Origin of the sequence: Microbacterium esteraromaticum (assembly GCF_900163815.1) — a bacterium.
Classification (GTDB): Bacteria; Actinomycetota; Actinomycetes; order Actinomycetales; family Microbacteriaceae; genus Microbacterium; species Microbacterium esteraromaticum_B.
In genome coordinates, this window is sequence record NZ_FUKO01000019.1 from 537353 (window position 1) to 560620 (window position 23268).

General features: G+C 66.2%; 25 protein-coding genes, 1 tRNA gene, 1 other RNA gene and 1 pseudogene. 20 read left to right on the plus strand and 8 right to left on the minus strand.

All coding sequences use genetic code 11. The annotated features are described in order from the left end of the window. Positions 1-18 precede the first annotated feature (18 nt). From miaB to dapF, 4 genes are all read left to right on the plus strand, one after another. Positions 19-1569, plus strand: a complete 1551-nt coding sequence (gene miaB, locus FM104_RS08005; RefSeq protein ID WP_087130940.1) for a tRNA (N6-isopentenyl adenosine(37)-C2)-methylthiotransferase MiaB — start codon at positions 19-21, stop codon at positions 1567-1569. Beyond that, entirely contained in the window at positions 1562-2476 is a 915-nt protein-coding gene (gene miaA, locus FM104_RS08010) for a tRNA (adenosine(37)-N6)-dimethylallyltransferase MiaA (RefSeq protein ID WP_087130942.1), read from the plus strand. Before miaB ends, miaA begins: the two co-directional genes overlap by 8 nt. A 68-nt stretch (positions 2477-2544) precedes the next feature. Further along, positions 2545-3096, plus strand: coding sequence for a dihydrofolate reductase family protein (locus FM104_RS08015; RefSeq protein ID WP_087130945.1), 552 nt, complete (start codon positions 2545-2547; stop codon positions 3094-3096). Between the two features lie 4 nt (positions 3097-3100). Then, positions 3101-3973: a diaminopimelate epimerase gene (gene dapF / locus FM104_RS08020; protein ID WP_087130948.1), complete on the plus strand. Its 873-nt coding sequence runs from the start codon at positions 3101-3103 to the stop codon at positions 3971-3973. Here dapF and FM104_RS08025 read toward each other — a convergent pair. Continuing rightward, positions 3970-4632 carry a class I SAM-dependent methyltransferase gene (locus FM104_RS08025; RefSeq protein WP_087130951.1) on the minus strand — a complete coding sequence of 221 codons (663 nt, stop codon included), beginning with the start codon at positions 4630-4632 and terminating at the stop codon, positions 3970-3972. The genes dapF and FM104_RS08025 overlap by 4 nt on opposite strands. A 293-nt stretch (positions 4633-4925) precedes the next feature. Here FM104_RS08025 and hflX point away from each other — a divergent pair. After that, positions 4926-6209, plus strand: a pseudogene (hflX, locus tag FM104_RS08030) (GTPase HflX); the annotation flags it as partial. A 73-nt stretch (positions 6210-6282) separates the two neighbouring features. Here the strand turns inward: hflX and FM104_RS08035 are convergent. Continuing rightward, a complete protein-coding gene (locus FM104_RS08035) occupies positions 6283-6942 on the minus strand; it encodes an SIMPL domain-containing protein (RefSeq protein ID WP_087130955.1) in 660 nt (219 codons plus the stop codon). A gap of 154 nt (positions 6943-7096) precedes the next feature. Here FM104_RS08035 and ssrA point away from each other — a divergent pair. After that, positions 7097-7466, plus strand: a transfer-messenger RNA (tmRNA) gene (gene ssrA, locus FM104_RS08040). 153 nt (positions 7467-7619) lie between these two features. Next, complete coding sequence (locus tag FM104_RS08045) at positions 7620-7814, plus strand: hypothetical protein (RefSeq protein ID WP_087130957.1); 195 nt, start codon at positions 7620-7622, stop codon at positions 7812-7814. 99 nt (positions 7815-7913) lie between these two features. On the opposite strand, the gene FM104_RS08050 is transcribed toward FM104_RS08045, so the two are convergent. Next, positions 7914-8453 carry a TetR/AcrR family transcriptional regulator gene (locus tag FM104_RS08050; RefSeq protein WP_256971577.1) on the minus strand — a complete coding sequence of 180 codons (540 nt, stop codon included), beginning with the start codon at positions 8451-8453 and terminating at the stop codon, positions 7914-7916. On the opposite strand from FM104_RS08050, the gene FM104_RS16740 reads away from it, so the two are divergent. Beyond that, positions 8349-8834 carry a hypothetical protein gene (locus FM104_RS16740; protein WP_256971578.1) on the plus strand — a complete coding sequence of 162 codons (486 nt, stop codon included), beginning with the start codon at positions 8349-8351 and terminating at the stop codon, positions 8832-8834. The genes FM104_RS08050 and FM104_RS16740 overlap by 105 nt on opposite strands. Positions 8835-8879: 45 nt before the next feature. On the opposite strand, the gene FM104_RS08060 is transcribed toward FM104_RS16740, so the two are convergent. Beyond that, positions 8880-9452, minus strand: a complete 573-nt coding sequence (locus tag FM104_RS08060; RefSeq protein WP_087130966.1) for a hypothetical protein — start codon at positions 9450-9452, stop codon at positions 8880-8882. A 31-nt stretch (positions 9453-9483) separates the two neighbouring features. After that, positions 9484-10293 carry an inositol monophosphatase family protein gene (locus tag FM104_RS08065; RefSeq protein ID WP_087130969.1) on the minus strand — a complete coding sequence of 270 codons (810 nt, stop codon included), beginning with the start codon at positions 10291-10293 and terminating at the stop codon, positions 9484-9486. Positions 10294-10418: 125 nt separating this feature from the next. Here FM104_RS08065 and FM104_RS08070 point away from each other — a divergent pair. Beyond that, positions 10419-10491 (plus strand) — tRNA-Lys (locus FM104_RS08070). 134 nt (positions 10492-10625) lie between these two features. Further along, positions 10626-11108, plus strand: a complete 483-nt coding sequence (locus FM104_RS08075) for a hypothetical protein (RefSeq protein WP_087130972.1) — start codon at positions 10626-10628, stop codon at positions 11106-11108. Positions 11109-11124: 16 nt separating this feature from the next. On the opposite strand, the gene FM104_RS08080 is transcribed toward FM104_RS08075, so the two are convergent. Together FM104_RS08080 and FM104_RS08085 are read right to left on the minus strand one after the other, a co-directional pair. Next, complete coding sequence (locus tag FM104_RS08080; protein WP_087130975.1) at positions 11125-12351, minus strand: MFS transporter; 1227 nt, start codon at positions 12349-12351, stop codon at positions 11125-11127. Beyond that, positions 12348-12806, minus strand: coding sequence for a MarR family winged helix-turn-helix transcriptional regulator (locus tag FM104_RS08085; RefSeq protein WP_087130978.1), 459 nt, complete (start codon positions 12804-12806; stop codon positions 12348-12350). The genes FM104_RS08080 and FM104_RS08085 overlap by 4 nt, the downstream gene beginning before the upstream one ends. A 132-nt stretch (positions 12807-12938) precedes the next feature. Here FM104_RS08085 and FM104_RS08090 point away from each other — a divergent pair, with 132 nt between their 5' ends. From FM104_RS08090 to FM104_RS08130, 9 genes are read left to right on the plus strand one after another with little or no spacing between them, the layout of a single operon-like run. Further along, the gene (locus FM104_RS08090; RefSeq protein WP_087130981.1) at positions 12939-14126 is read left to right on the plus strand and encodes a substrate-binding domain-containing protein; all 1188 of its coding nucleotides are present in this window, start codon (positions 12939-12941) and stop codon (positions 14124-14126) included. Between the two features lie 19 nt (positions 14127-14145). Then, the gene (locus tag FM104_RS08095; protein WP_087130985.1) at positions 14146-14922 is read left to right on the plus strand and encodes an ABC transporter ATP-binding protein; all 777 of its coding nucleotides are present in this window, start codon (positions 14146-14148) and stop codon (positions 14920-14922) included. Continuing rightward, entirely contained in the window at positions 14919-15629 is a 711-nt protein-coding gene (locus FM104_RS08100) for an ABC transporter ATP-binding protein (RefSeq protein ID WP_087130988.1), read from the plus strand. The genes FM104_RS08095 and FM104_RS08100 overlap by 4 nt, the downstream gene beginning before the upstream one ends. After that, a complete protein-coding gene (locus tag FM104_RS08105) occupies positions 15626-16501 on the plus strand; it encodes a branched-chain amino acid ABC transporter permease (RefSeq protein ID WP_087130991.1) in 876 nt (291 codons plus the stop codon). The genes FM104_RS08100 and FM104_RS08105 overlap by 4 nt, the downstream gene beginning before the upstream one ends. 2 nt (positions 16502-16503) lie before the next feature. Next, positions 16504-17604 carry a branched-chain amino acid ABC transporter permease gene (locus FM104_RS08110; RefSeq protein ID WP_087130993.1) on the plus strand — a complete coding sequence of 367 codons (1101 nt, stop codon included), beginning with the start codon at positions 16504-16506 and terminating at the stop codon, positions 17602-17604. Next, entirely contained in the window at positions 17601-19184 is a 1584-nt protein-coding gene (locus FM104_RS08115; protein WP_306298517.1) for a class I adenylate-forming enzyme family protein, read from the plus strand. Before FM104_RS08110 ends, FM104_RS08115 begins: the two co-directional genes overlap by 4 nt. Beyond that, positions 19181-19849, plus strand: a complete 669-nt coding sequence (locus tag FM104_RS08120) for a TetR/AcrR family transcriptional regulator (protein WP_087130995.1) — start codon at positions 19181-19183, stop codon at positions 19847-19849. The genes FM104_RS08115 and FM104_RS08120 overlap by 4 nt, the downstream gene beginning before the upstream one ends. Continuing rightward, the gene (locus tag FM104_RS08125; protein ID WP_087130996.1) at positions 19846-20598 is read left to right on the plus strand and encodes a 3-hydroxybutyrate dehydrogenase; all 753 of its coding nucleotides are present in this window, start codon (positions 19846-19848) and stop codon (positions 20596-20598) included. The genes FM104_RS08120 and FM104_RS08125 overlap by 4 nt, the downstream gene beginning before the upstream one ends. Further along, a complete protein-coding gene (locus tag FM104_RS08130) occupies positions 20598-21494 on the plus strand; it encodes an alpha/beta hydrolase (RefSeq protein WP_256971563.1) in 897 nt (298 codons plus the stop codon). Before FM104_RS08125 ends, FM104_RS08130 begins: the two co-directional genes overlap by 1 nt. A 96-nt stretch (positions 21495-21590) precedes the next feature. On the opposite strand, the gene FM104_RS08135 is transcribed toward FM104_RS08130, so the two are convergent. Continuing rightward, the gene (locus tag FM104_RS08135) at positions 21591-22409 is read right to left on the minus strand and encodes an IclR family transcriptional regulator (protein ID WP_087130999.1); all 819 of its coding nucleotides are present in this window, start codon (positions 22407-22409) and stop codon (positions 21591-21593) included. An 81-nt stretch (positions 22410-22490) separates the two neighbouring features. Here FM104_RS08135 and FM104_RS08140 point away from each other — a divergent pair, with 81 nt between their 5' ends. Then, positions 22491-23267, plus strand: coding sequence for a CoA transferase subunit A (locus FM104_RS08140; protein ID WP_087131002.1), 777 nt, complete (start codon positions 22491-22493; stop codon positions 23265-23267). Position 23268 lies beyond the last annotated feature (1 nt).

Here is a 23268-nt window from a genome sequence, read left to right on the forward strand (position 1 = left end):
CGTAGAATGGCTAACACCATGAGTACTCCGCACAGCGAACCGACGATCATCGCGCCGTCGTCGGCAGCGATCGAAACCGACGGGCGTCACCGCTCGTACGAAGTGCGCACCTTCGGGTGTCAGATGAACGTGCACGACTCCGAGCGGCTGTCCGGCTCGCTGGAGAGTGCTGGCTACGTCAGAGCGGATGCCGGTGAAGACCCCGACATCGTCATCATCAACACCTGCGCGGTGCGCGACAATGCTGCCGGAAAGCTCTACGGCACGCTCGGCCACCTGGCATCGGTCAAGCGCCGCAAGGAGGGCATGCAGATCGCGGTCGGCGGCTGTCTGGCGCAGATGGACCAGCAGGCCGTGCTCGACAAGGCGCCCTGGGTCGATGTCGTCTTCGGCACGCACAACATGGGCTCGCTGCCGGGGCTGCTGGAGCGCGCCCGCCACAACGGCGAGGCAGAGCTCGAGATCCTCGAGTCGCTCGAGATCTTCCCCTCGACTCTGCCCACCAAGCGCGACTCCGCCCACAGCGGCTGGGTCTCGATCTCCGTCGGCTGCAACAACACCTGCACGTTCTGCATCGTGCCGAGCCTCCGCGGCAAAGAGAAAGACCGTCGCCCCGGCGACATCCTCAACGAGATTCGGCTCCTCGTCGAAGACGGCGCTATCGAGGTCACTCTGCTCGGTCAGAACGTGAACTCCTACGGCGTCGAATTCGGCGACCGACAGGCCTTCAGCAAGCTTCTGCGCGCCGCTGGCGAGATCGAGGGCCTGGAGCGCATTCGCTTCACGAGCCCGCATCCGGCCGCGTTCACCGACGATGTGATCGACGCGATGGCCGAGACCCCGTCTGTCATGCCGCAGCTGCACATGCCGCTGCAATCGGGCAGTGACCGAGTGCTCAAGGCGATGCGCCGCTCATATCGCAGCGAGCGCTACCTCGGAATTCTCGACCGGGTGCGCGAGCGCATCCCGTACGCGGCGATCACCACAGACATCATCGTCGGTTTCCCCGGCGAGACAGAAGAAGACTTCGAAGACACCATGCGGGTCGTCGAGCAATCCCGATTCACCAGCGCGTTCACCTTCCAGTACTCGATCCGTGAAGGCACACCTGCCGCGACCATGGCGGATCAGATTCCGAAGGAGATCGTGCAGGAGCGCTACAACCGTCTGCTGGCGCTGCAGGAGCGGATCTCGCTGGAAGAGAACCAGAAGCAGGTCGGCCGCGAGGTCGAGGTGCTGGTCTCAGTGGGGGAGGGCAAGAAGGATGCTGAGACGCACCGCCTCACCGGTCGCGCTGAGGACAACCGGCTGGTGCACTTCGAGCTGACACCGGGCTCGGAGCTGCCGCGTCCCGGCGATGTCGTCACGGTCACGGTCACCCATGGTGCGCCATTCCACCTCCTCGCTGATGACCCGTCTGGCGCACCGCTGCGCATCCGCCGCACTCGCGGCGGCGACGCGTGGGAACGCGGACAGGCAGAGACCTGCGGTGTTCCGGCCGTCACCGGTGAATCCGGCGCTCCGAGAGCCGTGTCCTTGGGCCTGCCGACCCTGCGCATCGGTGTCTGACAGCACGCCGCGGCTGTGGGCGGTCGTCGGGGCCACTGGCACCGGTAAGAGCGAGCTCGCCCTCGACCTGGCCGAAGCTTTGCGCACGCGCGGCAATCATGCCGAGATCGTGAACGCGGATGCGATGCAGCTGTACCGCGGCATGGACATCGGCACGGCCAAGCTCCCCGTCGGCGAACGGCGCAGCATCCCGCACCATATGCTCGACGTGCGCGACGTCACCCAAGAAGCGGCCGTCGCCTGGTACCAGCCACAAGCGCGCGCTGCCATCAGCGAGATCCACCGACGCGGAGACGATGCCATCCTGGTGGGCGGTTCCGGCCTGTACGTGTCTAGCGTGCTCTACGACTTTCGGTTCCCGCCGAGGGACCCCGCGCTGCGCGCGGCGCTGGAGGCAGAGCTCGACGCGCACGGACCCGGCCCGCTGCTCGAGCGACTGCGGGCTGCCGACCCGGCGACCGCCGAGCGAATCGATCCCAAGAACACCCGTCGCATCGTGCGTGCTCTCGAAGTGCTCGCGCAGGGTTCGAGCACGCACGGTGCCGCCCTGCCGGATGCGCCGGAACTCTGGCATCCGCACACCCGGATCCTCGGGCTGCACGTCGACCGTGCGGAACTCGTGACGCGGCTCGACGGCCGCGTCGAGCGCATGTGGGCCGACGGCCTGGTCGACGAGGTGCGGACGCTTCGTGGAGAAGGGCTGACAGACGGCACGACGGCACCCCGCGCGATCGGCTACGCGCAGGCGCTGGCCGAGCTCGAAGGGCGCATGACTGCTGTCGCGGCGGTCGCCGAGACGCAGGCGCTCACGCGCCGGTACGCGCGTCGGCAGGTGTCGTGGTTCAAGCGCTACCCGGGTATCGAATGGCTGTCGCCCCCGGTGGATGCTGCGGCGCTGCTGACCTGATCGGCATACCCAGCGGCGCCGACGCACACCCCATGGTCAACGTCCCCGCTGAGGGGCACGATGGAGATATGGCTACCCGCTACTACACCGCATCGAGCTTGGACGGCTTCATCGCGACGAGTGACCATTCGCTGGACTGGCTGCTGAAGCAAGACATCGACGACGACGGGCCGATGTCGTACCCGAGCTTTCGAGCAGGGGTCGGAGCCATGGCTCTCGGAGCCACCACGTTCGAGTGGATCATGGCGAACAACGGCTCCTGGGACTACACGCTTCCCGCCTGGGTGTTCAGCCATCATGATGTCGAGATCCCCGACGGCGCGAACATCCGCCGCGTGAAGGACGATGTGCGTGCGGTGCACGCCGAGATGACCGCAGCCGCGGGCGGCAAGGACCTCTGGATCGTCGGTGGCGGCGAACTGGTCGGGCAGTTCGCGGATGCTGGACTGCTCGACGAGGTCTGGGTGCAGTACGCTCCGGTGACGCTCGGGTCCGGCGCGCCGATTCTGCCGCGCAGCCTTGATCTCGAACTCCTCGACGTCGCGCGCAATCGTGATTTTCTGTGTGGACGCTACCGGGTGGTCGGCGCTCTGCACGTGGCTGCAGAATCTCTAGACTGAACGCATGGTCGCATTCACCAAAGGACACGGCACCGGCAACGACTTCGTGATCATCGAAGACCTCGATGGCGAACTCGACCTCACGACGAGTCGCGTGCAGGCGCTGTGTGACCGGAATTTCGGCGTCGGCGCCGATGGCGTGCTGCGAGTGGTGCGGTCCACCGCGATCCCCGAGGGTGCCGCGCTGCTTACGGAAGAGCCGGCCGCCGAGTGGTTCATGGACTACCGCAATGCAGATGGCTCCGCCGTGCAGATGTGCGGCAACGGCATCCGTGTGTTCGCGCACTATCTGCTGCGTTCGGGGCTTGCGACGCGGGAACCCGGTTCGACGCTGCCCATCGGCACGCGTGCCGGGGTGCGAGACGTGATGAGCAGTGATACGGGATACCAGGTCGATCTGGGGCGGTGGCGTCTGGCCGGCGGTGAGCCGCTGGCGCGTGCCCAAGGGCTCAGCGTGGCCCGGCCCGGCCTGGGAATCGACATCGGCAATCCACACGTCGTCGTGGCGCTCGCCTCCGACGAAGAGCTCGCCGGCCTTGATTTGAATCCGGCGCCGCTACTGGACTCCACGGCCGCGGCAGACGCCAACGTGGAGTTCGTCGTCCCGGGGGAGCCGCTCGTCCGCGACGGTGTCGGCCATGTACGCATGAGGGTGCACGAACGGGGCGTCGGCGAGACCCTCAGCTGTGGAACGGGCGCAGCAGCGGCCGCCCTTGCCGTACGGTACTGGGCTGGCGAGCGTGCGCCCCACCAGTGGCGGGTGGAGGTTCCCGGTGGCGTGCTCGGCGTGCGGATGTTCGCAGCCGAAGACGGCGAGCACGTCGGCCTGTCAGGGCCGGCGCAACTCGTCTATCGCGGCGAGATCGATCTCGCCTAGAGCTGATCTTCTGCGCGCTCGGCGACATCGACCGGTTCGGTGGGCGGCGAACCGTGCTTGCGCACCTTCAGCACCCGGTATCCGCGACCCGTCGCGGCACGGAACACGCTGTAGCCCGGGTTGAACGTGGTCGTCAGCCAGCGCTGCAGCGAATCGGAACCGAGGTTGCGCTGCACGACGAGCCAGGCGTCGCTGCGCTCATCGAGGCGGGGGATCCACCGCTCGAGCATGCTGTGCAACTCGTTCTTGCCCACGCGGATCGGCGGATTCGAACGGATCGTGCGGAACACGACGTCTTCGGGAACATCATCGGGGGTCACAGCGTTGACATTGGTGAGGCCGAGGGCCTCGGCATTGCGTCGGGTCAAGTCGAGCGCGCGCTGATTGACATCGACAGCCCAGATCCGCGCGTGCGGCGACGAAAGCGCCATCGTCAGACTGATCGGTCCCCAGCCGCACCCGAGGTCGAGGAAGTCGCCTCCGGGCGGCAGGGGAGGCATATTCGCGAAGAGGACAGCAGTGCCAGCATCCAAGCGGTCGGGACTGAAAACTCCACCCGCTGTGGTGAGTTGCAGATCGCGACCTGCCAGCTGTACACGGATGGTCTTCAAATTCTCGGCGCTCGCCGGGGCCGCGCTGAAGTAGTGATCGGACGGCATGCAGTGAGCGTACCGGACAGCGCGGGCTAAGGTTAAGGCGCCATTTCAGAGAGGGCAGAGTTCACCACCGGATGACGAACACCAACGACGAGACCGCGCACGGAGCAGTTGACCGCGTGCTGGCCAATGCAGACCCGCGCACGCAGGTGCGCACATTCGGGTCCGCCCAGGCGCTGCAGGACGCCGCGACCGCGAATCACACGGATGCGGACGGCGCGCAGTGGGATCTTGATGACCGGCATGCGCTCCGGCGCGTCGGCGGTCTTTCCACCGAGCTCGAGGATGTCACCGAGGTCGAGTACCGGCAGCTGCGGCTGGAGAACGTCGTCCTCGTGGGCGTGTACCCGCAGGGTGCCCAGGAAGATGCCGAGAATTCGCTGCGCGAGCTGGCTGCGCTTGCAGAGACCGCCGGGGCAGTCGTGCTGGATGGCTTGCTGCAGCGCCGGCCGCACCCGGATCCGGCAACGTACCTCGGCCGGGGCAAGGCGCAGGAGCTGAAGGACATCGTCGCCTCCGTCGGTGCCGACACGGTCATCGCCGACACCGAACTGGCATCCAGCCAGCGGCGCGCGCTGGAGGACGTCGTCAAGGTGAAGGTCATCGACCGCACCACGGTGATCCTCGACATCTTCAGCCAGCATGCCAAGAGCCGCGAGGGCAAGGCCCAGGTCGAGCTCGCCCAGCTCGAGTACCTCCTGCCGCGTCTGCGCGGCTGGGGCGAGTCGATGAGCCGCCAGGCCGGTGGTCAGGTCGGTGCTGGCGGTGCGGGCATGGGTTCGCGTGGACCCGGTGAGACGAAGATCGAATTGGATCGCCGCCGCATCCGCACTCGCATGGCGCAGCTGCGCAAGCAGATCCGCGACTTCGCTCCCGCGCGCGACGCGAAGCGCGCCGAACGCAAGCGCAATACGATTCCCTCGGTCGCGATCGCCGGCTACACGAACGCCGGCAAATCGAGTCTGCTCAACGCGCTCACCAGCGCCGGCGTGCTCGTAGAGAACGCCCTGTTCGCGACGCTGGATGCCACCGTGCGCCGCTCTGAGACTGCAGACGGCCGGGTCTTCACCCTCACCGATACAGTCGGCTTCGTCCGCAACCTGCCGCACCAGCTGGTCGAGGCGTTCCGCTCGACGCTGGAGGAAGTGGGCCAGGCCGACCTGATCGTGCACGTGGTCGACGGATCGCACCCGGATCCTTCCGCGCAGTTGCAGACCGTCCGCGATGTCATGGGCGACGTGGGTGCTCGAGACATTCCCGAGATCGTCGTGTTCAACAAGGCCGACCTCATCGACTCCGATGAGCGGCTCGTGCTGCGCGGTCTCGCACCCGACGCGCACTTCGTCTCGTCACGAACGGGGGAGGGCGTCGAAGAGCTGCGCGGCGTCGTCGAGCGGATGCTGCCGATGCCCGCCGTCGAAGTGCGCGTGCTCATCCCGTACGACCGCGGTGACCTGGTCTCTGCCGTGCACGAGAGCGGCGTGCTGCTCTCGGCCGAGCACGAAGAGGCGGGGACCGCCGTGCACGCGCACGTCTCTGAGCGCCTCGCGGCCGAGCTGCAGCCGTACTCGGTGTCCTGACAGACGGGCTCGACCGGCCAGTCCGGCATCTGTCTGCGCGCCGTCGGCTGGCCGGCGGCGCGAGACGTGCGTCTCAGTTGGCGGCGAAGCGGCCCTCCACGGTGGCGGAGACGGCGATCTCCTCGGCCTGGAACTCCATGGCCGGCGCCGCTGCATCCATCGACATCATCCCGCCCACAGCGAGCGCCTTCGACATCTGGCCAGCGCCCTCGGAGATCAGACCCCGATCGGCGATCTCCAGCGGTGTGACGTTCTTCAGGCCGAGTGCTTCGGCATATGCGCGTGCACGCGAGACCGCTACACCAACCGCCTGAGTCGCCACCTCGCGCTCCACCTCGGCCTCGGTCTGCGGCGTCAGATGCCAGTCGATGTAGCCCAGCGAGACGCCATCATCGACGGAGAGCTCCGTCGCCCAGACAGACATCTCGGAGATGTCGGAGAAGGTGGCTGTGAACTCGACCGTGGCGCGGTAGACCGGAGCGAGACGCTTGCCCTCGTTGTTCCATGGTCGCTCCGCGAGCACGCTCATGCGCTGACTGGTCCACTCGGTCACGCTGCCAGCGGTCTCACGCGAGGTGATGCTGTCGCGCACGGGGGCAGCGAGTGCCAGAGTGCGCTCGACGACGTCTGCGCGATCGGGGCCGTCCAGTGCGACGGTCAGATGGACAGTGGCGCGCTCGGGAGACACACGCAGCTCGTGCTCGCCACGGACGGTGATGATGACATCGCTCATGGCAGTGACTGTACGACACCGAAGGGACATTCAGACAGCCGGCAGGCGGGAATGGCGCGCGATTCGAATCCGTTGTACCCTGAGAGGCTGGATGCTGCGGCATCCACATGGTAATTCAACAGTGTGACAGTGGCTCCTTCGCGAGAAGGTTCACGGGGCTGATCGGTTTCGACGGCGCTTGTGTATCGACGAGAAGCGGGCCGAGGATGCAGGGTTATCTCGTGAACGCTCCCTGCAAAACCATAGTTGCCGAAACAAAGCGCAACGACTTCGCCCTCGCTGCATAAGCGAGCCCGATAGTCCGTCAGACCGTATGTGATTCCGATACGGACCCTGGCGTCATTTAGGAATCTTGCTGCGTGATGGCGTCTGGACGTCACGTGGGACTCTTCCCAGGCTGGGCTCGTCGACTTAGGTGTCTGTGACAAAGGTCGGAGCCGAGCAGAACGTCTTCACAGACTGCGCCCGGAGAAGACGCCGATTTTCAGTGTCGGACGGGGGTTCGATTCCCCCCAGCTCCACCAGCCGCTGTCACTGCGAACAACCCCGCGGTCCCTACGAGAGTGAGGGCCGCGGGGTTTTTCTGTGCACATTGACGACGATGCGGCGAGCGGCCTGGTCGCCGTGTTCACGGAAGGCGAGTAGGGTGACTCATCCACTACGAGGGAGGAACCACTATGGGAATCTTCGATGATGCGAAAGAGACGATCGACGAGGCCGCCAAGCAGGCCGGACGTGCTGTCGACGACACCGTGGAGCGCGTCAAGGACAAGGCTGACGAGATGAAGGCCGAAGCCGACGTGAAGAAGGCAGAAGCCGAGCGCGATTCGGTGAAGGCTCGCAATGACGCGAAGGAAGATCTCCGCGACTGAGCATCTGCGCTCTGCTGCGCTGTTGCCCAGCCTGAACTGCGCCCTCGTCGCTCTTCGGAGCGCCGAGGGTGCAGGCGTGCGACGGCGCTCCGAGCGCAGCTAGCGCGGACGCAGACCGTCGAGCGCGACCGCGAGGATCTCCTCGCCGAGCAGCGTGGGGTCGACCGGACCGTCCACCCGGTACCACTCGACGACGGAGTTGATCATGCCGAAGATCAGTCGCGTCGCAACGCCCGCATCGAGATCCGCCCGCACGAGCCCTTCGGACTGCGCCTCTCGCACCAGGGCGGTCACCATGTGATCGAATCGGCGTCGACGTTCCAGAGCGGCGAGTTCGATGTCGCTGTTTCCGCGCAGCCGCAGCAGCAGTGTGACCTGCGGCTGTCTCTGAGTGAGCACGTGCACCGCACCACGGATGATCGACCGCAGCCGCTCCGCAGCCGTCGGCTGCCGCTGTGCGGCATCCATGGCCTGCTCGAGACCGCCCAGTGCGTCTTCCAACGCGATCTCGAGGATCTGCTGCTTGGAATCGACGTGGTGGTACAGCGCGGATTTCGTCACCCCGAGCCGGCTTGTCAGATCCGATACCGACGTTGCGTCGTAACCCTGCTGATTGAACAGCTCGACGCCAACGCGAATGACATCCGCGCGATCATATCCGGGGCGTCCTCGCCGCACCGAACCGGCACTGCTCGCCGTCACGGCGTCCTCTTCGACATGCCAACCAACTTAGCGCGCATCCACGCCGACGAGGCCTGCGGCGTCATCGGCTCCGAGGCGGCTAAGCTGGAGAAGTTATCCGACGTTCTGGAGGCTTTCGACGTGGTCGATTTCATTGTGTTCATGGTGCTGTTCCTCGGTGGTTTCTACCTTTTCGGGATCTCCCACTCGCTTCCGACCGGTCAGGGCCTGGCCTTCACCGCAGGCATTCTCCTGGTGAGCCTCGCACTGGCATGGGTCATGCGTCAGCGTGGCTCCGCCACCAAGCGCAGCGACAACTGGAACCAGAACAACAAGTGAGCGTCGGGTGCCGCATGAAGCGCGGCACCCCTGGCAGGCGACTGCTCAGCTCTTCCAATCGATGAGCAGCAGTCCCTGCTTCGTGTCGGAGAACTTCACCCAGCCGTCTCCGAATTCATATGTCATGCCGAAACCGTCTTCATCGGTGGCGATGGCGTAGGCCGGGTCCTCAGTGAAGATCGTGTTTCCGTCTTCCGCTGAGCGCAACCACCCATCACGGACGAGATTCGATTTCGCCGCGTCTGCGGTGACCGTGTCGGTCGGCCCCCACGCATACATCTGACCGTGGTCGGATGCGGTGGTGAAATCCGCCCACATGCACAGCAGGCCGTCTTCGATCAGCGTCTCGCCGATGCGGAACTCTTCCTCTTCGAACGTCCAGCCCTGCGAGGTCAGTGCGTCGACTGTTCCCTCCGAGACGATCGTCTCGCAGGTCGGATCCGCGGATGGCTGCTCCGGTGCCGGTTGGCCTTCTGGTGTGGAGGAGATCGTCGCCTGCGGCTGCTCCGGCGTCGAGGTGGGGGTTGTCGACGCTTCGTCGGTGGGAGATCCACCGCAAGCGACGAGAGACAGCGCTGCGAGCACAGTGGCGGCAGCAAGGGGGATGCGATTTTTCATGTGATCCGTGGGGGAGAGGTGCGCAGCGCGCTCAGGGGCGGGGTACGTCGCGGAACAGGTCGAGGAAAGGGACGTGCAGGGTGCCGTTTGTGGCGAGTGCAGACAGCGCGCACAGGGTCTCCGCGCCATCGAAGGAAGTCATGCGTCCGCCTGCCTCGCGGACGATGGGAACGGCGGCGGCGATGTCGTACTCCTTGACATCGAACTCGGCGACCATGTCGATTCGCCCCTCGGCGAGCAGCATGTAGCTGAACACGTCACCGTAGGCGCGGTCTCGCCAGACGCGTTCGGCGACGGCGAGGAGCTCAGGCAGCTTCCCCGCATCGGCCCACTGCGCGATGCTCTGAAAGCTGACGCTGGCATCGTCCAAAGAGTCCACGTCCGACACCGAGAGGCGACGCGGCGCGTCTGGCGTTGCCGTCCACGCGCCGAGGCCTGCCGCGCCCCACCACCTGCGGTCGAGCGCGGGCATGCTAACAACGCCCACCTGCGGCACCCCGTCGACTGCGAGGGCGATCATCGTCCCCCACAGCGGCACGCCGCGCAGGAAGTTGGCGGTGCCATCGATCGGGTCGATGATCCACTGCCGGTGCGTGTCTCCGACCGAGCCGAATTCTTCGCCGAAGATGCCATCATCGGGGCGCTCGGCCGTCAGGATCTCGCGGATGGCCCGCTCGGTAGCGAGATCGGCATCTGTGACGTGCGAACGGTCGGCTTTGAGGGACACCTGCAGATCGGCGGCGTCGAATCGGGTCAGCGACTGTTCGTCGGCGGCGTCGGCAAGACGAAGAGCCAGGGCGAGGTCGGCATCGAAGCCTGTGGCGGCGGGGGAGACTGTCACTTTTCCAGGATAGCCCGCGCCCTCTGTCGCGAGCCTTGCTGCAACGCGCCCGAGATGATTACGATTTGGTACGCCTCCCCGCGGCTGGTAACGTAATTCCTCGGCCGGGGAAGTTTTCCGGCCATGCACCTCTAGCTCAATCGGCAGAGCAATTGACTCTTAATCAATGGGTTCAGGGTTCAAGTCCCTGGGGGTGCACGGATCAGCCTCAGAAACTCTCGCCAGTTTCTGAGGCTGTTTCACTTTCTGGGAGCCGTGGAATTCCCGAACCCGGCATCCGCCTCTTCCCTCACGCGTGAAGCGGTGAGATCATGACGAGCGAGGAGGCTCTCATGATCACACTCGATGACATCGATACGGATGAAGACGGCGCCCTGACGGCCAGCGTCGAACTGCCTGGCGGACGCCGAGTCACCGTGGAGTACGACTTCGACGAGGAGTTCGACCGCGGCACGGACGATGACGATGATCAGGGCGACGACGATGACGACCTCGAACGCGAAGACCTGCCGGACATGGACACCATGCAGGCGACCGTGCAATCGGCGCTCGCCCGGCTGACGGACGAGATCCTCGATTCGCGACAGCGCGAGGTCGCTGAGGAGCTCACCGAGACCACATACGAAGACGATGAAGACGTCGATCTCGAAGAGGCACTGGCGTCCGTCAAGGAAGATCTCGCGCTCGATGGGGTGGTGGTCTTCGGCGATGGCGGCATGACCCTGCTCTACATCGCCCCAGAGGAGTACCCCGACCTCATCATCTACTGCCTGCTCGATGACGACTTGAACATCGACGATCTCATGGTCGAATGAGCTGAGGGTATACCGCTCAGGCGGCGTCTCCGACGAGGATGGCCTCAGCGTCTTCACCCGCGCCCTGGCCGGCATCGTCGATGTGCGCGAGCACACGACGACCGAGCAGAACGGTCAGTGCAGCGATCAGCACCGATGTCGCGGCGAAGAAGTACGGCACGGTGTCGTTGAAGGCGTGTGCGAGAGCCGCAGCGATCGGCGGTGCCATTGCTCCGCCGATGAATCGCACGGCCGAGTAGGCGGAGGATGCCACGGAGCGCGGCAGATCAGTGGCTTCCATGACCGCTTCGGTGAGCACCGTGTTCATGATGCCCAGCAGCAGTCCTCCGACGATGATGGCGACGACCAGCGCTGCCGGATTGCCCACGACGAGGCCTGCGGCGATGAGATCGACCGCAAGCAGCGGCAGCATCGTCAGAATGATGGTCGTGCGCGCCAGCCGGCGCATCAGCACCGGGGCGACCCACACGCTGGTCACCGCAAGGCCGACGCCCCAGCCGAAGAACGTGAAGCCGATGCCCATCGCACCGAACCCGAGCGGGAACGGCGAGAACGCCAGCAGGACGAAGAAGCCGATGTTGTAGAACAGCGCCGCGACGGCGAGGATCGCCAGCGCCGGGCGGCCCAATGCGCGCAGCGGTGCGCTGAGCGGCATCGGCTGACGGGGGCTGGCTGGACCGCGCATCAACAGCAGAATCGCGACGAAGGCAATGGCCATCAGCACGACGACCCCGAAGAATGGCGCCCGCCAGCTCTGTTCGCCCAGGAGTCCGCCGAGCAGGGGGCCGACTGCGATGCCGATGCCGAGCGCAGCCTCGTAGAGCACGATGGCTGCCGCGCTTCCGCCGGATGCGGCGCCGACGACCGTCGCGAGGGCGGTGGAGATGAATAGGGCGTTGCCTAGTCCCCAGCCCGCCCGGAACCCGATCACCATGTCGACGCTGCCGCTCAGAGCGCACAGGAGGGCGAATGCGACGATCAGGCCCAAGCCGATGAGCAGTGTCGCCTTCGCGCCGATTCTGCTCGAGATCCAGCTGGTCACGAGCATCGCAAGACCCGTCACGAGCAGGTAGCTGGTGAAGAGTAGCTCCGTCTCGACCGGAGACGCCTGCAGGGAGTCAGCGATCGCCGGAAGGATCGGGTCCACGAGCCCGATGCCCATGAATGCGACGACGCACGCGAATGCGACCGCCCATACTTGTGCTGGCTGACGCCATACCGATCCTGTGCGGGTCGCGCTCATGCGCTTTCTCCTGTCGATTGAAGTGCGAAATTCTTCTGGTGCTCCTGGGTGTGCGCACCGAGGATCTCCGCGGTGCGTTGCAATGCTCGCCAGTCGTCAGCGCTGAGGGCGGCGAAACGGGGCGCGAGAGTCTCGCGCAGTTCCACCTGCCAGGTGTGCAGAGCAGCTGAGCCGGCTGCGGTCACGTCGACCAGCGTCGCCCGTGAGTCGGCCGGGTCGGGAGAGCGGGTGACGAGGCCAGCCTGCTCCAGTGCGCCGACCAGGCGAGTCATGCCCGGTTGGGTCGTCCGGGTTGCCTGGGCCAGAGCGCCCAGACGCATCCCGCCGTGCTGCTCGAGGATGCTGAGGGTGCGCCACTGTGCTGAGGGCGTCTCGTTCCCGGCTTCTTGTGCGGCAATACGAGCCAGCGCGTGCGCGGAGAGGATGATCGAGCTCACGACGTCAACCTTTTGCATATCACCAAGTATATATCACCTGGTATGTATGCGCAAAGTCGGCTTGACGAATCGGTAGCATCCGCATACGCTTCCAGTTACCTGAATCGGGTTTCATGTTTCCCGACCTTCCAACGTTGAAAGGCTCTGCAGATGCGGGTTTCGAAGAAGTTGCTCATCGGCTCGGTGCTCGCCACCGCTGCCCTCGTTCTCTCGGCCTGCGCACCGCAGGCAGACGCCGGACCCTCTGAAGGCGGTGACACAGGCCCGGAAGAGGTGCGAGTCGGCGTCATCACCAGTGAAACCGGCCCGCTCGCCGGGTACGGCAAGCAGTATCTCGACGCCTTCGCTGTCGGTCTCGACTACGCCACCGACGGCACCGGCGAGGTCGATGGCATCAAGATCGTCATCGAGAATCGTGACGACGCGGGTGACCCCGACACGGCGGTGACCGCGGCCAAGGAACTGATCGGCGATGGCGTCAACATCCTGATGGGCAGCGCTTCCTCCGGTGTCGCGCTCGCGATGGCCGAGCAGGCAGCGCAGAACAAGGTGCTCTTCATCTCCGGCCCGGCGGCTGCCGACGCGATCACGGGGATCAACGACTACACCTTCCGCTCCGGTCGCCAGTCCGCACAGGACGTCGCCACGGCGGGTACCTTCCTGGACGACATCCAGGGCAAGAAGGTCGTCGTGTTCGCGCAGAACAATGCCTTCGGACAGGGCAACGTCGCTGCGGTCGACGCCATCCTCGGAGGCAAGGGAGCGACCGTGGATTCGGTGCTCGTCGCCGAGGACGTCACCGAGTTCACTCCGTTCGCGCAGCAGGTGCTGTCTGCCTCCCCCGACCTCGTCTTCGTCGCGTGGGCAGGAGCCACTTCCGGAGCCATGTGGCAGGCGATGAGCCAGCAGGGCGTCCTCGACGAGACCCCGGTCGTCACCGGTCTCGGCGATAGCTCCACCTTCGGCGCCTATGGCGTCGCCTCGGAGCAGATCAACTTCCTCAACCACTACTTCGGCGGAGCCACCGACAACAAGGTCAACACCGCGATGATCGAAGGCCTGGAGAAGGCAGGCGCCGAGCCCGACCTGTTCAGCCCGGACGGCTTCAACGCGGCCATCATGCTCGTGCAGGCCATCAAGGAGGGCAAGGGCGACGTGGACGCCATGATCGCCGCACTCGAGGGCTTCGAGTTCGAGGGACCCAAGGGCGCGAACACCGTGCGCGCTGATGACCACGCGCTGCTCCAGGACATGTTCCAGGTGAAGCTCGTCGCCGAGGGCGACTCGTTCATCGCCGAGCTCGTCGCGACCGCCCCGGCCGCTGACGTCGCTCCGTGACCCGAAGGAATCACACCGCATGAATACCCCAGTCCCGCCCCTCGGCGGAGCCGCATTGCGAGTCGAAGGCCTCGGGCTCGACATCGGGGGAGCGACGATCCTCAAGGACGTTGACCTCGATGTCGCCCCCGGAGCACTCGTCGGAGTGATCGGCCCCAACGGTGCAGGCAAGACCACGCTGTTCAACGCCGTCTCCGGAGTGATCCGGCCGACCGCCGGCCGCATTCTCCTCGACGGTGTCGACATCACTCGCGACAGCGTGCCGCAGCGTGCACGGGCGGGACTGGGGAGAACCTTTCAGACATCGAGCCTGTTCCCACAGCTCTCCGTGCGCGAGAACGTGCGCATCGCCGTGCAAGCGGCAGAGGGGGGCAGCTATTCGCTGTTCCACTTCCCGAAGAAGACGGATGCCGCCAGCATCCGCGCTGAGGAACTGCTGCGCTCTGTGGGCCTTGCGCACCACCTCGACTCCCGGGCCGGCGACATCGGGCACGGCGACAAGCGCAAGCTCGAGATCGCCGTGCTGCTGGCCACCCGCTCGCGCCTGGTGCTGCTGGATGAGCCGATGGCGGGCGTCGCTTCCGGCGACGTCGCCGGGCTCGTCGACAGCATCCGCGGACTGCAGCGCGAGACGGGCTGCACCGTGCTGATGGTGGAGCACCACATCGAGGTCCTGATGGGCCTCGTCGACCTCGTCGCCGTGATGTACTTCGGCAACATCATCGCGGTCGACACACCGCAGCAGATCATGGAGAACCCCACTGTGCAGAGTGCCTACCTGGGAACGAGCGCATGACCGCCCCCATCCTTCAGGTGCGGAATCTGCGCGCATCCATCGCGGGTCAGCAAGTCGTCGAAGACGTCAGCTTCGACGTGCCGGCAACCGGCATCACCGCAGTTCTCGGACGCAACGGAGCGGGCAAGACTTCGACGCTGCGCGGCATTCTCGGACTCATCTCCCGCAAGGGCGAGGTGCTGCTCGATGGTGAGCGCATCGACAACCTCAGCACGCACCGCATCGTGCAACGCGGCGTCGGCTACGTGCCGGAGGACCGCGAGGTGTTCGCCGGGCTCACCGTCGCCGAGAACCTGGCGCTCGCCGAGCGTCAGCGCGAGCCGCGTCGCGAGTTCGTCGCCGAGCTCTTCCCCGACCTCGTCGCGCGCCGTGATCAGCGCGCGGGCACGCTTTCCGGCGGTCAGCAGCAGATGGTGTCGGTGGCGCGATCACTGCTGAACGACAATCGCCTGCTTCTTGTGGATGAACCCACCAAGGGTCTCGCCCCGAAGATCGTCACCGAAGTCGCCGATGCACTCGCCGAAGCGGCGACGATCGTGCCGATGCTGCTGGTCGAGCAGAACCTTGAGGTCGTGCGCCGACTGGCCGATAAGGCCATCGTGATCGCCGGCGGCCGCGTCGTGTACACCGGCCGCGCGGTCGACATCCTCGATGACCCGGAACTCACCCGGCGCCTGCTCGGCGTCAGTGCGGAGGCACACGCATGAGCACCCTGATCCTCACCCTCATCATCGGGCTCGGGCTCGGCGCGCTGTACTTCCTCGTCGCCAGTGGCCTCAGCCTCATCTATGGCCTCATGCACGTGCTGAACTTCGCGCACGGTGCCTTCCTGACCCTCAGCGCCTTCGTCGGATGGACCTTCGCGCAGATGATCGGCGCCTCGACCTGGAGCGGCTTCCTACTGTCGATCCTCGTCGGGGCGCTCGTCGGGGCGCTGTTCGCCGCCCTCACCGAGCTCCTGCTCATCCGTCCGCTCTATGAACGTCATATCGAGCAAGTGCTGGTCACGGTGGGGCTCTCCTTCGCCGCGATCGCACTGTTCGAGGGCGTCTGGGGCACCGACCCCATCACGATCGCGGGGCCGGCCTGGCTCAGCCAGACCACTCCGGTGCTCGGCGCCAGCATCCCGAACAAGTACTGGGTGCTGATCATCGCTGCGGGCCTCGTGCTCGCCGGCCTCGTGCTGTTCCTGAAGAAGACGCGCTACGGGATGATCATCCGCGCCGGGGTCGAGAACCGCGCGATGGTCACGGCGCTCGGCATCGATGTGCGCCGCTCGTTCACCCTGGTGTTCGCCATCGGAGGGGCCGCGGCCGGCATCGGCGGCGTGCTGGCCATGCACGCCATGACCTACGTCTCGGCGCACCTCGGCTCGACTCTGCTGATCTTCGCCTTCATCGTCACGGTCGTCGGCGGACTGGGCTCGCTCACGGGCGCCGCCATCGCCTCCGTCCTGGTGGCCGTGCTGCAGCAGGTTGCCAACACCTACCTCGGCGGTACCGGCGACTTCATCGTCGTGATCCTGCTCGCCATCGTCCTGCTGGTTCGCCCTGCAGGCCTCATGGGAAAGAAGGCCTGAGCATGCGCACCGCATCCCGCTGGATTCCGCTCGCCGTCGGCATTGCGCTGGTGGCCGTCCTGGCCGTCCTTCCGCTGCTGAACCTCTCCATCCCCGGCGTCCTTCCCGGGGCGACCTATACCCCCGGATCGCTTGCGCTGATGTCCCTGTGCATGGTGTTCGCAGCCCTTGCGCTGTCGTACAACCTGCTGCTGGGCACTGCGGGCATGCTGTCGTTCGGTCACGCGCTGTACTTCGGTGCCGGCGCCTACGGGCTCGGGATCCTTTTGAAGGCCGCTGACCTCCCGCTCGTGCCCGGCGTGTTCGCGGCACTGCTGGGCGGTATCGTCATCGCCGTCGTCACCGGCGCCGTGGCGATGCGCGTCAATGGCATCCCGTTCGCGATGGTGACGCTCGCCTTCGCGCAGGCCGGGTCCGTTCTCGTGCGCCGCAACCAGGCCGTCACCGGCGGAGAAGAGGGACTCGGGCTGAACACGCAGGGCGTTCCGGATTGGCTCGTCGGCGTGGTGAACACCCGCAACCTCTACTGGATCTCCCTCGCGGTGGTCGTCATCGTCTATCTCATCGTGCTCTGGGTCGATCGTTCTCGTCTCGGGCACCTCGCTGCGGCGGCACGCGAGAACGACCTGCGCGTGCGCGTGCTCGGGCTGCACCCGTCGCGTGCGAAGCTGCTCGTCTTCGTGATCGCGGGTCTGTGCGCATCGCTGGCCGGAATGGCCTATCTCCTGCTGCAGTCGGGCACGCAGCCCAGCGCGGTCGGCGCCGATCTGACGATCACCGTGCTGGTCATGGTCGTCCTCGGTGGCGTCGGGTTCCGCTGGGGTGCCATCCTCGGTGGTGTACTCTATACGATCCTCGATCAGCGACTCACCGTGCTCGCGCGCGCCGATGCGATCCGCGAGCTGCCCGATGTGCTGCGCGTGCCGCTGTCGGAGCCGCTGTTCATCCTCGGCGTGCTGTTCATCCTCGTGGTGATGTTCCTGCCCGGTGGCATCGCCGGCACGGTCGACTCGCTGTGGCGACGTCGTCGCGGCAAGGCGGCGCCCGTCGTCGGACTCGAGGCGATGGAAGACGACCGCGTGTTCGAAGAAGCGACGAGATGATGGACGCCGCGGCCGGGCCGCACACCATCGGGCGGTGGCTGCACGATCGGGCAGTCTCCGCGCCGGAGCACATCGCTGTCGACGACCGCGGCGTGCGCACCGACTACCGCACGCTGGCCGCGCGGGTCACCGCTCTCGCCGACCGGCTGACCGGTGCGGGGTACGGCGCCGGTCAGCGCGTCGCCACCGTCTCGGGCAACTCCACCGACCATGTCGTGGCGTTCTTCGCCTGCGCAGAATTGGGGATCGCCTTCCTGCCGCTGTCCTGGCGGCTGACCCCGGCGGAGCTGTCCGATCTGATCACGCGATCAGACCCCGCGCTGCTGCTGATCGAAGACGAGCATGCCGCCCTCACCACGGCAGCGCTCGAGCACGCAACGGCGCATCCGACTCACGTTCCGCTGGGAGTGGCCGGTGTCGAGGCAGACGTGCCGCCTGCCGGCATCCGATCGCCCCGGCGCGCCGCGCGCGACGACGACCCGCTGCTGATCATCTACACCTCTGGCAGCGAGGCTGCGCCCAAGGGCGTCGTACTCACCCACGAGAACTGCTTCTGGAACAACCTCGCTCTCGATCGGGCGATGCCGGTGTCAGCAGACGACGTGGTGCTCTCGATGCTGCCGCAGTACCATGTCGCGGCATGGAACGTGCAGCCGCTGCTGGCCTGGTGGCGGGGTGCGACCGTCGTGCTGGAGCGCTCGTTCGACCCCGGGCGCGTGCTGCAGCTCATCGTCGACCGTGGTGTCACCACGATGATGGGCGTGCCGACGCAATACCGGATGCTGTGTCAGCATCCGCTCTGGGAATCCGCGGATCTCTCATCGCTGCGCCGCATCGTCGCCGGCGGTGAGACTGTTCCCGAGGGTCTCGCATCGACGTGGGCCGCTCGCGGTCTCGCCTTCACACAGGGATACGGCCTCACCGAAGCGGGCCCCAACGTGCTGTACCTCTCCGCTGACCTCATCGCCCAGCATCCGGCTGCGGTCGGCCGGCCCTACCCCGGGGTGGACGTGCGCATCGTCGACCCGGAATCGGAACTCGAACTCGACGGTCCTGTCACGGGAGAGCTGTGGGTGCGCGGGGCGAGCATCTTCGCCGGGTATCTCGACGATGCCGAAGCGACGGCCCGCGCGATGCACGGCGAATGGCTGCGCACCGGTGACCTCGTGCACCGCGATGCGCAGGGCATTCACCGAGTGGTCGACCGCCTGAAGGAGATCTACGTCTCCGGCGGCGAGAACGTCGCACCAGCCGAGGTCGAACGCGCGCTGCGACGGCATCCGCTCGTCTCGGCATGCGCGGTGGTGGGAGCACCGGACCCGGTATGGGGCGAGCGCGGCGTCGCATTCGTCGTCGCCGACGCTCCCGTGTCTGCTGAGGAGCTTCGCACCTTCGCCGCCGAGCGCCTCGCCAATTTCAAACTTCCCGCACGGTTCGTCTTCGTCGACGAGCTGCCGCGTTCTGCGATCGACAAGGTGGCCAGGGCGGCCTTGCGCGAAAGAGCGCGCCACCTCATGACCCAGCAGTTCTCCACAGAACCGCGCACCACAGGCCCGTACGCTTCGGAGGCGACCTCATGACCATTCACGCCGACACTCCTCCCGTCTCATCCGCCACCGGCCGGCCGCTGACCAAACGCGGTCAGGAGACCCGGCGCCGGCTGCTGGAGGCGGCTGAGCAGGTCTTCGCCGACCTCGGTTACCACGAGGCGTCGATTGTGAAGATCACCGAGCACGCCGGAGTCGCCCTCGGCACGTTCTACCTGTATTTCGACAGCAAGCAGTCGATCTTCGAAGCGCTCGTGATCGATTTGAACAGCCGAGTGCGCCACTCCATGTCGGAAGCCATGGCCGGGGCAACCAACCGCATCGAGGCGGAGGGGCTCGGCTTCGAAGGGTTCTTCAGGTTCACTGCAGAGCATCCGGCACTGTACCGGGTCGTGCGAGAAGCCGAGTTCGTCTCGCCTGCCACGCTGAAACTGCACTACGAGCGCATCGTCGACGGGTACCGGGCGGGTCTCGACGCCGCCCAGCGCGACGGCGAGATCGCCGCCGAGCTCGACACGGAAGTCGTGGCCTGGGCGCTGATGGGCGCTGGAGAGCTGATCGGCATGCGGTATCTGCTCTGGGAGCGCGATGCCGAAGGCCGCCCGCCCGCAAAGATCGACCCGGCCGTACTGGCTGGCATGAGCGGATTCATTGCCCGGGCGCTGCGTCCGGACACCACGGAGGGGACAGACAGATGACCGAGCAGGATCTCACCGGTCGGCGAGCAGTGATCACCGGCGGTGCCAGCGGCATCGGCTTCGCCTGTGCACAGGAGTTCTCGCGCCGCGGAGCCCACGTCATCATCGCCGATCTGAACGGCGACGCTGCGCAGACCGCCGCTGACGAGGTCGGTGGTGAAGCCTGGGTGGTCGATCTGTCCGACACGCAGGCATTGGATGCTCTGGCTCTGGACGCCGACATCCTCGTCAACAACGCCGGCATCCAGCGGGTAAGCCCGATCGTCGACTTCGACCCGGATGCATTCCGGCTCATCCAGCGGCTCATGCTCGAAGCGCCGTTCCTGCTGATGCGTGCGGTGCTCCCCGGCATGTACGACCGGGGCTGGGGGAGGATCGTCAACATCTCCAGTGTCCACGGTCTGCGCGCCAGTGCATTCAAGTCGGCGTATGTGGCCGCCAAGCACGGGATGGAAGGCCTGTCGAAGACCGCCGCGCTCGAGGGCGGATCGCACGGCGTGACCAGCAACTGCATCAACCCCGGCTACGTGCGCACCCCGCTCGTCGAGAAGCAGATCGCCGATCAGGCGCGGCTGCACTCTATACCCGAGAGCGAGGTGGTCGAGAAGATCATGCTGACCGAGAGTGCGGTCAAGCGGCTCGTCGAGGCGAGTGAAGTCGCCTCGCTCGCCGGGTGGCTCGTGTCGGATGCTGCCGGCATGGTCACCGGCGCGTCGTACACCATGGATGGCGGATGGAGTGCTCGCTGATGACACATGTGTATCGCACCGTCGATGTGCCCGTCGAGGGCGGAGACCTGCGGGTGGGTGTCTGGGATCCCGACGGCGCCGCTGAGCACACGGTCCTCGCGATCCATGGCGTGACCTCTTCGCACCTGGCGTGGCCACTGGTCGTCGAACAGCTGCCGGGGGTGCGGGTGATCGCCCCTGATCTGCGTGGACGCGGCGCCAGCAATGCTCTTGACGGGCCCGCAGGCATGTCAGCGCATGCCGACGACATGGCAGCGGTGCTGGATGCTCTGGGCATCGAGGAGACGACTGTCGTCGGTCACTCGATGGGCGCGTTCGTCGCCGTCGCCCTCGCTCACCGGCATCCGGCGAGCGTGACGCGCCTGATTCTCGTCGACGGGGGACTTCCCCTGGCAGTACCTGCCGGAACCGATCCAGCCCAGCTCGTCTCGCTGATCCTTGGTCCGACCGCCGAGCGGCTGTCTCGCAGGTGGGAGAGCGTCGAACAGTACACCGCTGAGTTCTGGCGAGATCACCCCGCATTCGTCGACGACTGGAGCGACGAGATCGAGGCATACATCGCGTACGACCTCGTCCCGGATGGCGACCTGCTGCGCCCCGCGACCAGCTACGACACGATGGCTGAGGACACGCTCGACATGAACACCGGTACGGCGCTGCCTGACGCGCTCGCCGCGCTGCCCGCGTCGACGCTGTTCATCACGGTGCCTCGCGGCCTGCAGAACGAGGAGCCGGGGCTGTATCCGCCCGCGCACCTGGCGACGCTGATCTCCACGTACCCGCGTGTGCGGCACGAACACCTCGACGAGCTCAACCACTACACGGTCGTCATGGCTCGTCGCGGTGCGGCTGCATTGGCACCGCTGATCCGCAGCGAGTTGCAGGCGACGGGGTGACGGGCCCCGAATCGCCGCATCCGGGTTGAGGATGCGGCGATTCGAGCCACCTGAGCGAGTTCGGGTGCGATCAGCGCGCGTACGTGACGTGCGACGTCAGTGGCGCGCGCCGGCGAGGCGGGAGGACAGCTGGTGCGCGTGTGCGAGCAGGGTGCGGCCGAGCTGCGGGAGTCTATCGGGGCCGAAGCGGAATTCCACGCCGGTCAGGCTGAGCGCCCACTCCGGGCGGCCGTCGCGGTCGAACACGGCAGCCCCCATTCCCCATGATCCCTCCACGATCAGCCCGGGGTTCACGGCGTACCCACGGGCCTTCGTCTCACGAAGGCGGGTGCGCAGCGGCTTCTCGCCGTGCCGGCGTCCCCAGCGCTCTTCGAGCTCGGGGTGCCGTTCAAGGTAGGCATCCACATCGTGGTCAGGCTGGAACGAGAGGATCGCCAGGCCGGCGCTGGCCACTCCCAGCGGAAAGCGCACGCCCTCGCTGAGCACGAACGACCGGATCGGGAATGGACCTTCTTCCCGCACCAGGCACACAGTCTCATCGCCGCGTCGAGTGGAGAGGAACGCGCTCTCCTCGGTCTTCACCGCAAGTGAGCGCACGATGTCACGGGCGAGCTCGGTCACGTCATAGCGCGATGCCGCGACAGTTCCCATCAGGTACAGCTCAGGGCCCGGTGTCCACAGTGCTGTCGTCTCGTCCTGATCCACCAGTCCTTCCACGCGCAGCGCCGTCAGCAGGCGGTGAGCGGTGGAGCGGCTCAACTCAGCATCCCGAGCCAGCTTCTGCAGCGATGCGCCGTCGGCGCATGCCGTCACGAGTCGCAGCAGCGACGCGGCGCGCGCCACGGCCTGGGCGCCGGGCACGGTGCGCCTGCGAGAAGAGTCCTGTGCCACAATGTGGACGCTACCCGTATTCATGACCACATCGCAAGCACCGGCTTGCCGAGCACGGCACAGGAGGCGGATGCTGGAGGAGACCCCATCACGAAGGAGTGGTCTGTGATCGACAAACAGTTCGCATCGGCAGCCGAAGCCGTCGCCGACATCCCCAACGGAGCCTCGCTGGCTGTCGGTGGATTCGGCCTGTCCGGAAACCCGATGACGCTCATCGAGGCGCTGCATGCCCAGGGCACCACCGACCTCAGCGTCGTCAGCAACAACTGCGGCGTAGACGACTGGGGCCTGGGGATTCTGCTCGGCTCCCAGCGCATCCGCAAGATGACGTCGTCGTATGTGGGAGAGAACAAGGAGTTCGAACGTCAGTTCCTTGAAGGTGACCTTGAGCTGGAGCTCACCCCGCAGGGCACGCTCGCGGAGAAGCTCCGAGCCGGCGGCTCTGGTATCGCTGCTTTCTTCACTCAGACGGGTGTCGGAACTCAGGTCGCCGAGGGCGGGCTCCCGCGCCGCTATCACCCGGACGGGACGATTGATGTCGCCTCTCCGGTCAAGGACGTGCGCAGCTTCGACTTCCACGGCGAGCAGCGTGAATTCGTGCTGGAGGAGTCCATCACGACGGACTTCGCTCTCGTGCACGCTCTCGTCGGCGACCGGCACGGCAACCTGATCTTCAACAAGGCCGCGCGCAACTTCAACCCGCTCGCCGCGATGGCTGGCCGCATCTGCATCGTGCAGGTCGAGAAGCTCGTCGAACCAGGCGAACTCGATCCCGACTGCGTGCACCTGCCTGGTGTGTATGTGCACCGGGTGATCGAGGTCGGATCCGATATCGAGAAGCGCATCGAACGACGAACCGTTCGCAGTCAGGAAGGAGCCTGAG

What these genes read in the sequence shown, in the direction of transcription:
- FM104_RS08135 (WP_087130999.1), bottom strand. Translation starts at nt 22,409, where the DNA reads ATGAATACGGGTAGCGTCCACATTGTGGCACAGGACTCTTCTCGCAGG.
- miaB (WP_087130940.1), top strand. Translation starts at nt 19, where the DNA reads ATGAGTACTCCGCACAGCGAACCGACGATCATCGCGCCGTCGTCGGCA.
- FM104_RS08015 (WP_087130945.1), top strand. Translation starts at nt 2,545, where the DNA reads ATGGCTACCCGCTACTACACCGCATCGAGCTTGGACGGCTTCATCGCG.
- FM104_RS08025 (WP_087130951.1), bottom strand. Translation starts at nt 4,632, where the DNA reads ATGCCGTCCGATCACTACTTCAGCGCGGCCCCGGCGAGCGCCGAGAAT.
- FM104_RS08075 (WP_087130972.1), top strand. Translation starts at nt 10,626, where the DNA reads ATGATCACACTCGATGACATCGATACGGATGAAGACGGCGCCCTGACG.
- FM104_RS08095 (WP_087130985.1), top strand. Translation starts at nt 14,146, where the DNA reads ATGAATACCCCAGTCCCGCCCCTCGGCGGAGCCGCATTGCGAGTCGAA.
- FM104_RS08035 (WP_087130955.1), bottom strand. Translation starts at nt 6,942, where the DNA reads ATGAGCGATGTCATCATCACCGTCCGTGGCGAGCACGAGCTGCGTGTG.
- FM104_RS08130 (WP_256971563.1), top strand. Translation starts at nt 20,598, where the DNA reads ATGACACATGTGTATCGCACCGTCGATGTGCCCGTCGAGGGCGGAGAC.
- FM104_RS08045 (WP_087130957.1), top strand. Translation starts at nt 7,620, where the DNA reads ATGGGAATCTTCGATGATGCGAAAGAGACGATCGACGAGGCCGCCAAG.
- FM104_RS08110 (WP_087130993.1), top strand. Translation starts at nt 16,504, where the DNA reads ATGCGCACCGCATCCCGCTGGATTCCGCTCGCCGTCGGCATTGCGCTG.
- FM104_RS08085 (WP_087130978.1), bottom strand. Translation starts at nt 12,806, where the DNA reads ATGCAAAAGGTTGACGTCGTGAGCTCGATCATCCTCTCCGCGCACGCG.
- FM104_RS08115 (WP_306298517.1), top strand. Translation starts at nt 17,601, where the DNA reads ATGATGGACGCCGCGGCCGGGCCGCACACCATCGGGCGGTGGCTGCAC.
- FM104_RS08100 (WP_087130988.1), top strand. Translation starts at nt 14,919, where the DNA reads ATGACCGCCCCCATCCTTCAGGTGCGGAATCTGCGCGCATCCATCGCG.
- FM104_RS08105 (WP_087130991.1), top strand. Translation starts at nt 15,626, where the DNA reads ATGAGCACCCTGATCCTCACCCTCATCATCGGGCTCGGGCTCGGCGCG.
- FM104_RS08080 (WP_087130975.1), bottom strand. Translation starts at nt 12,351, where the DNA reads ATGAGCGCGACCCGCACAGGATCGGTATGGCGTCAGCCAGCACAAGTA.
- FM104_RS08125 (WP_087130996.1), top strand. Translation starts at nt 19,846, where the DNA reads ATGACCGAGCAGGATCTCACCGGTCGGCGAGCAGTGATCACCGGCGGT.
- FM104_RS08120 (WP_087130995.1), top strand. Translation starts at nt 19,181, where the DNA reads ATGACCATTCACGCCGACACTCCTCCCGTCTCATCCGCCACCGGCCGG.
- FM104_RS08090 (WP_087130981.1), top strand. Translation starts at nt 12,939, where the DNA reads ATGCGGGTTTCGAAGAAGTTGCTCATCGGCTCGGTGCTCGCCACCGCT.
- dapF (WP_087130948.1), top strand. Translation starts at nt 3,101, where the DNA reads ATGGTCGCATTCACCAAAGGACACGGCACCGGCAACGACTTCGTGATC.
- FM104_RS08060 (WP_087130966.1), bottom strand. Translation starts at nt 9,452, where the DNA reads ATGAAAAATCGCATCCCCCTTGCTGCCGCCACTGTGCTCGCAGCGCTG.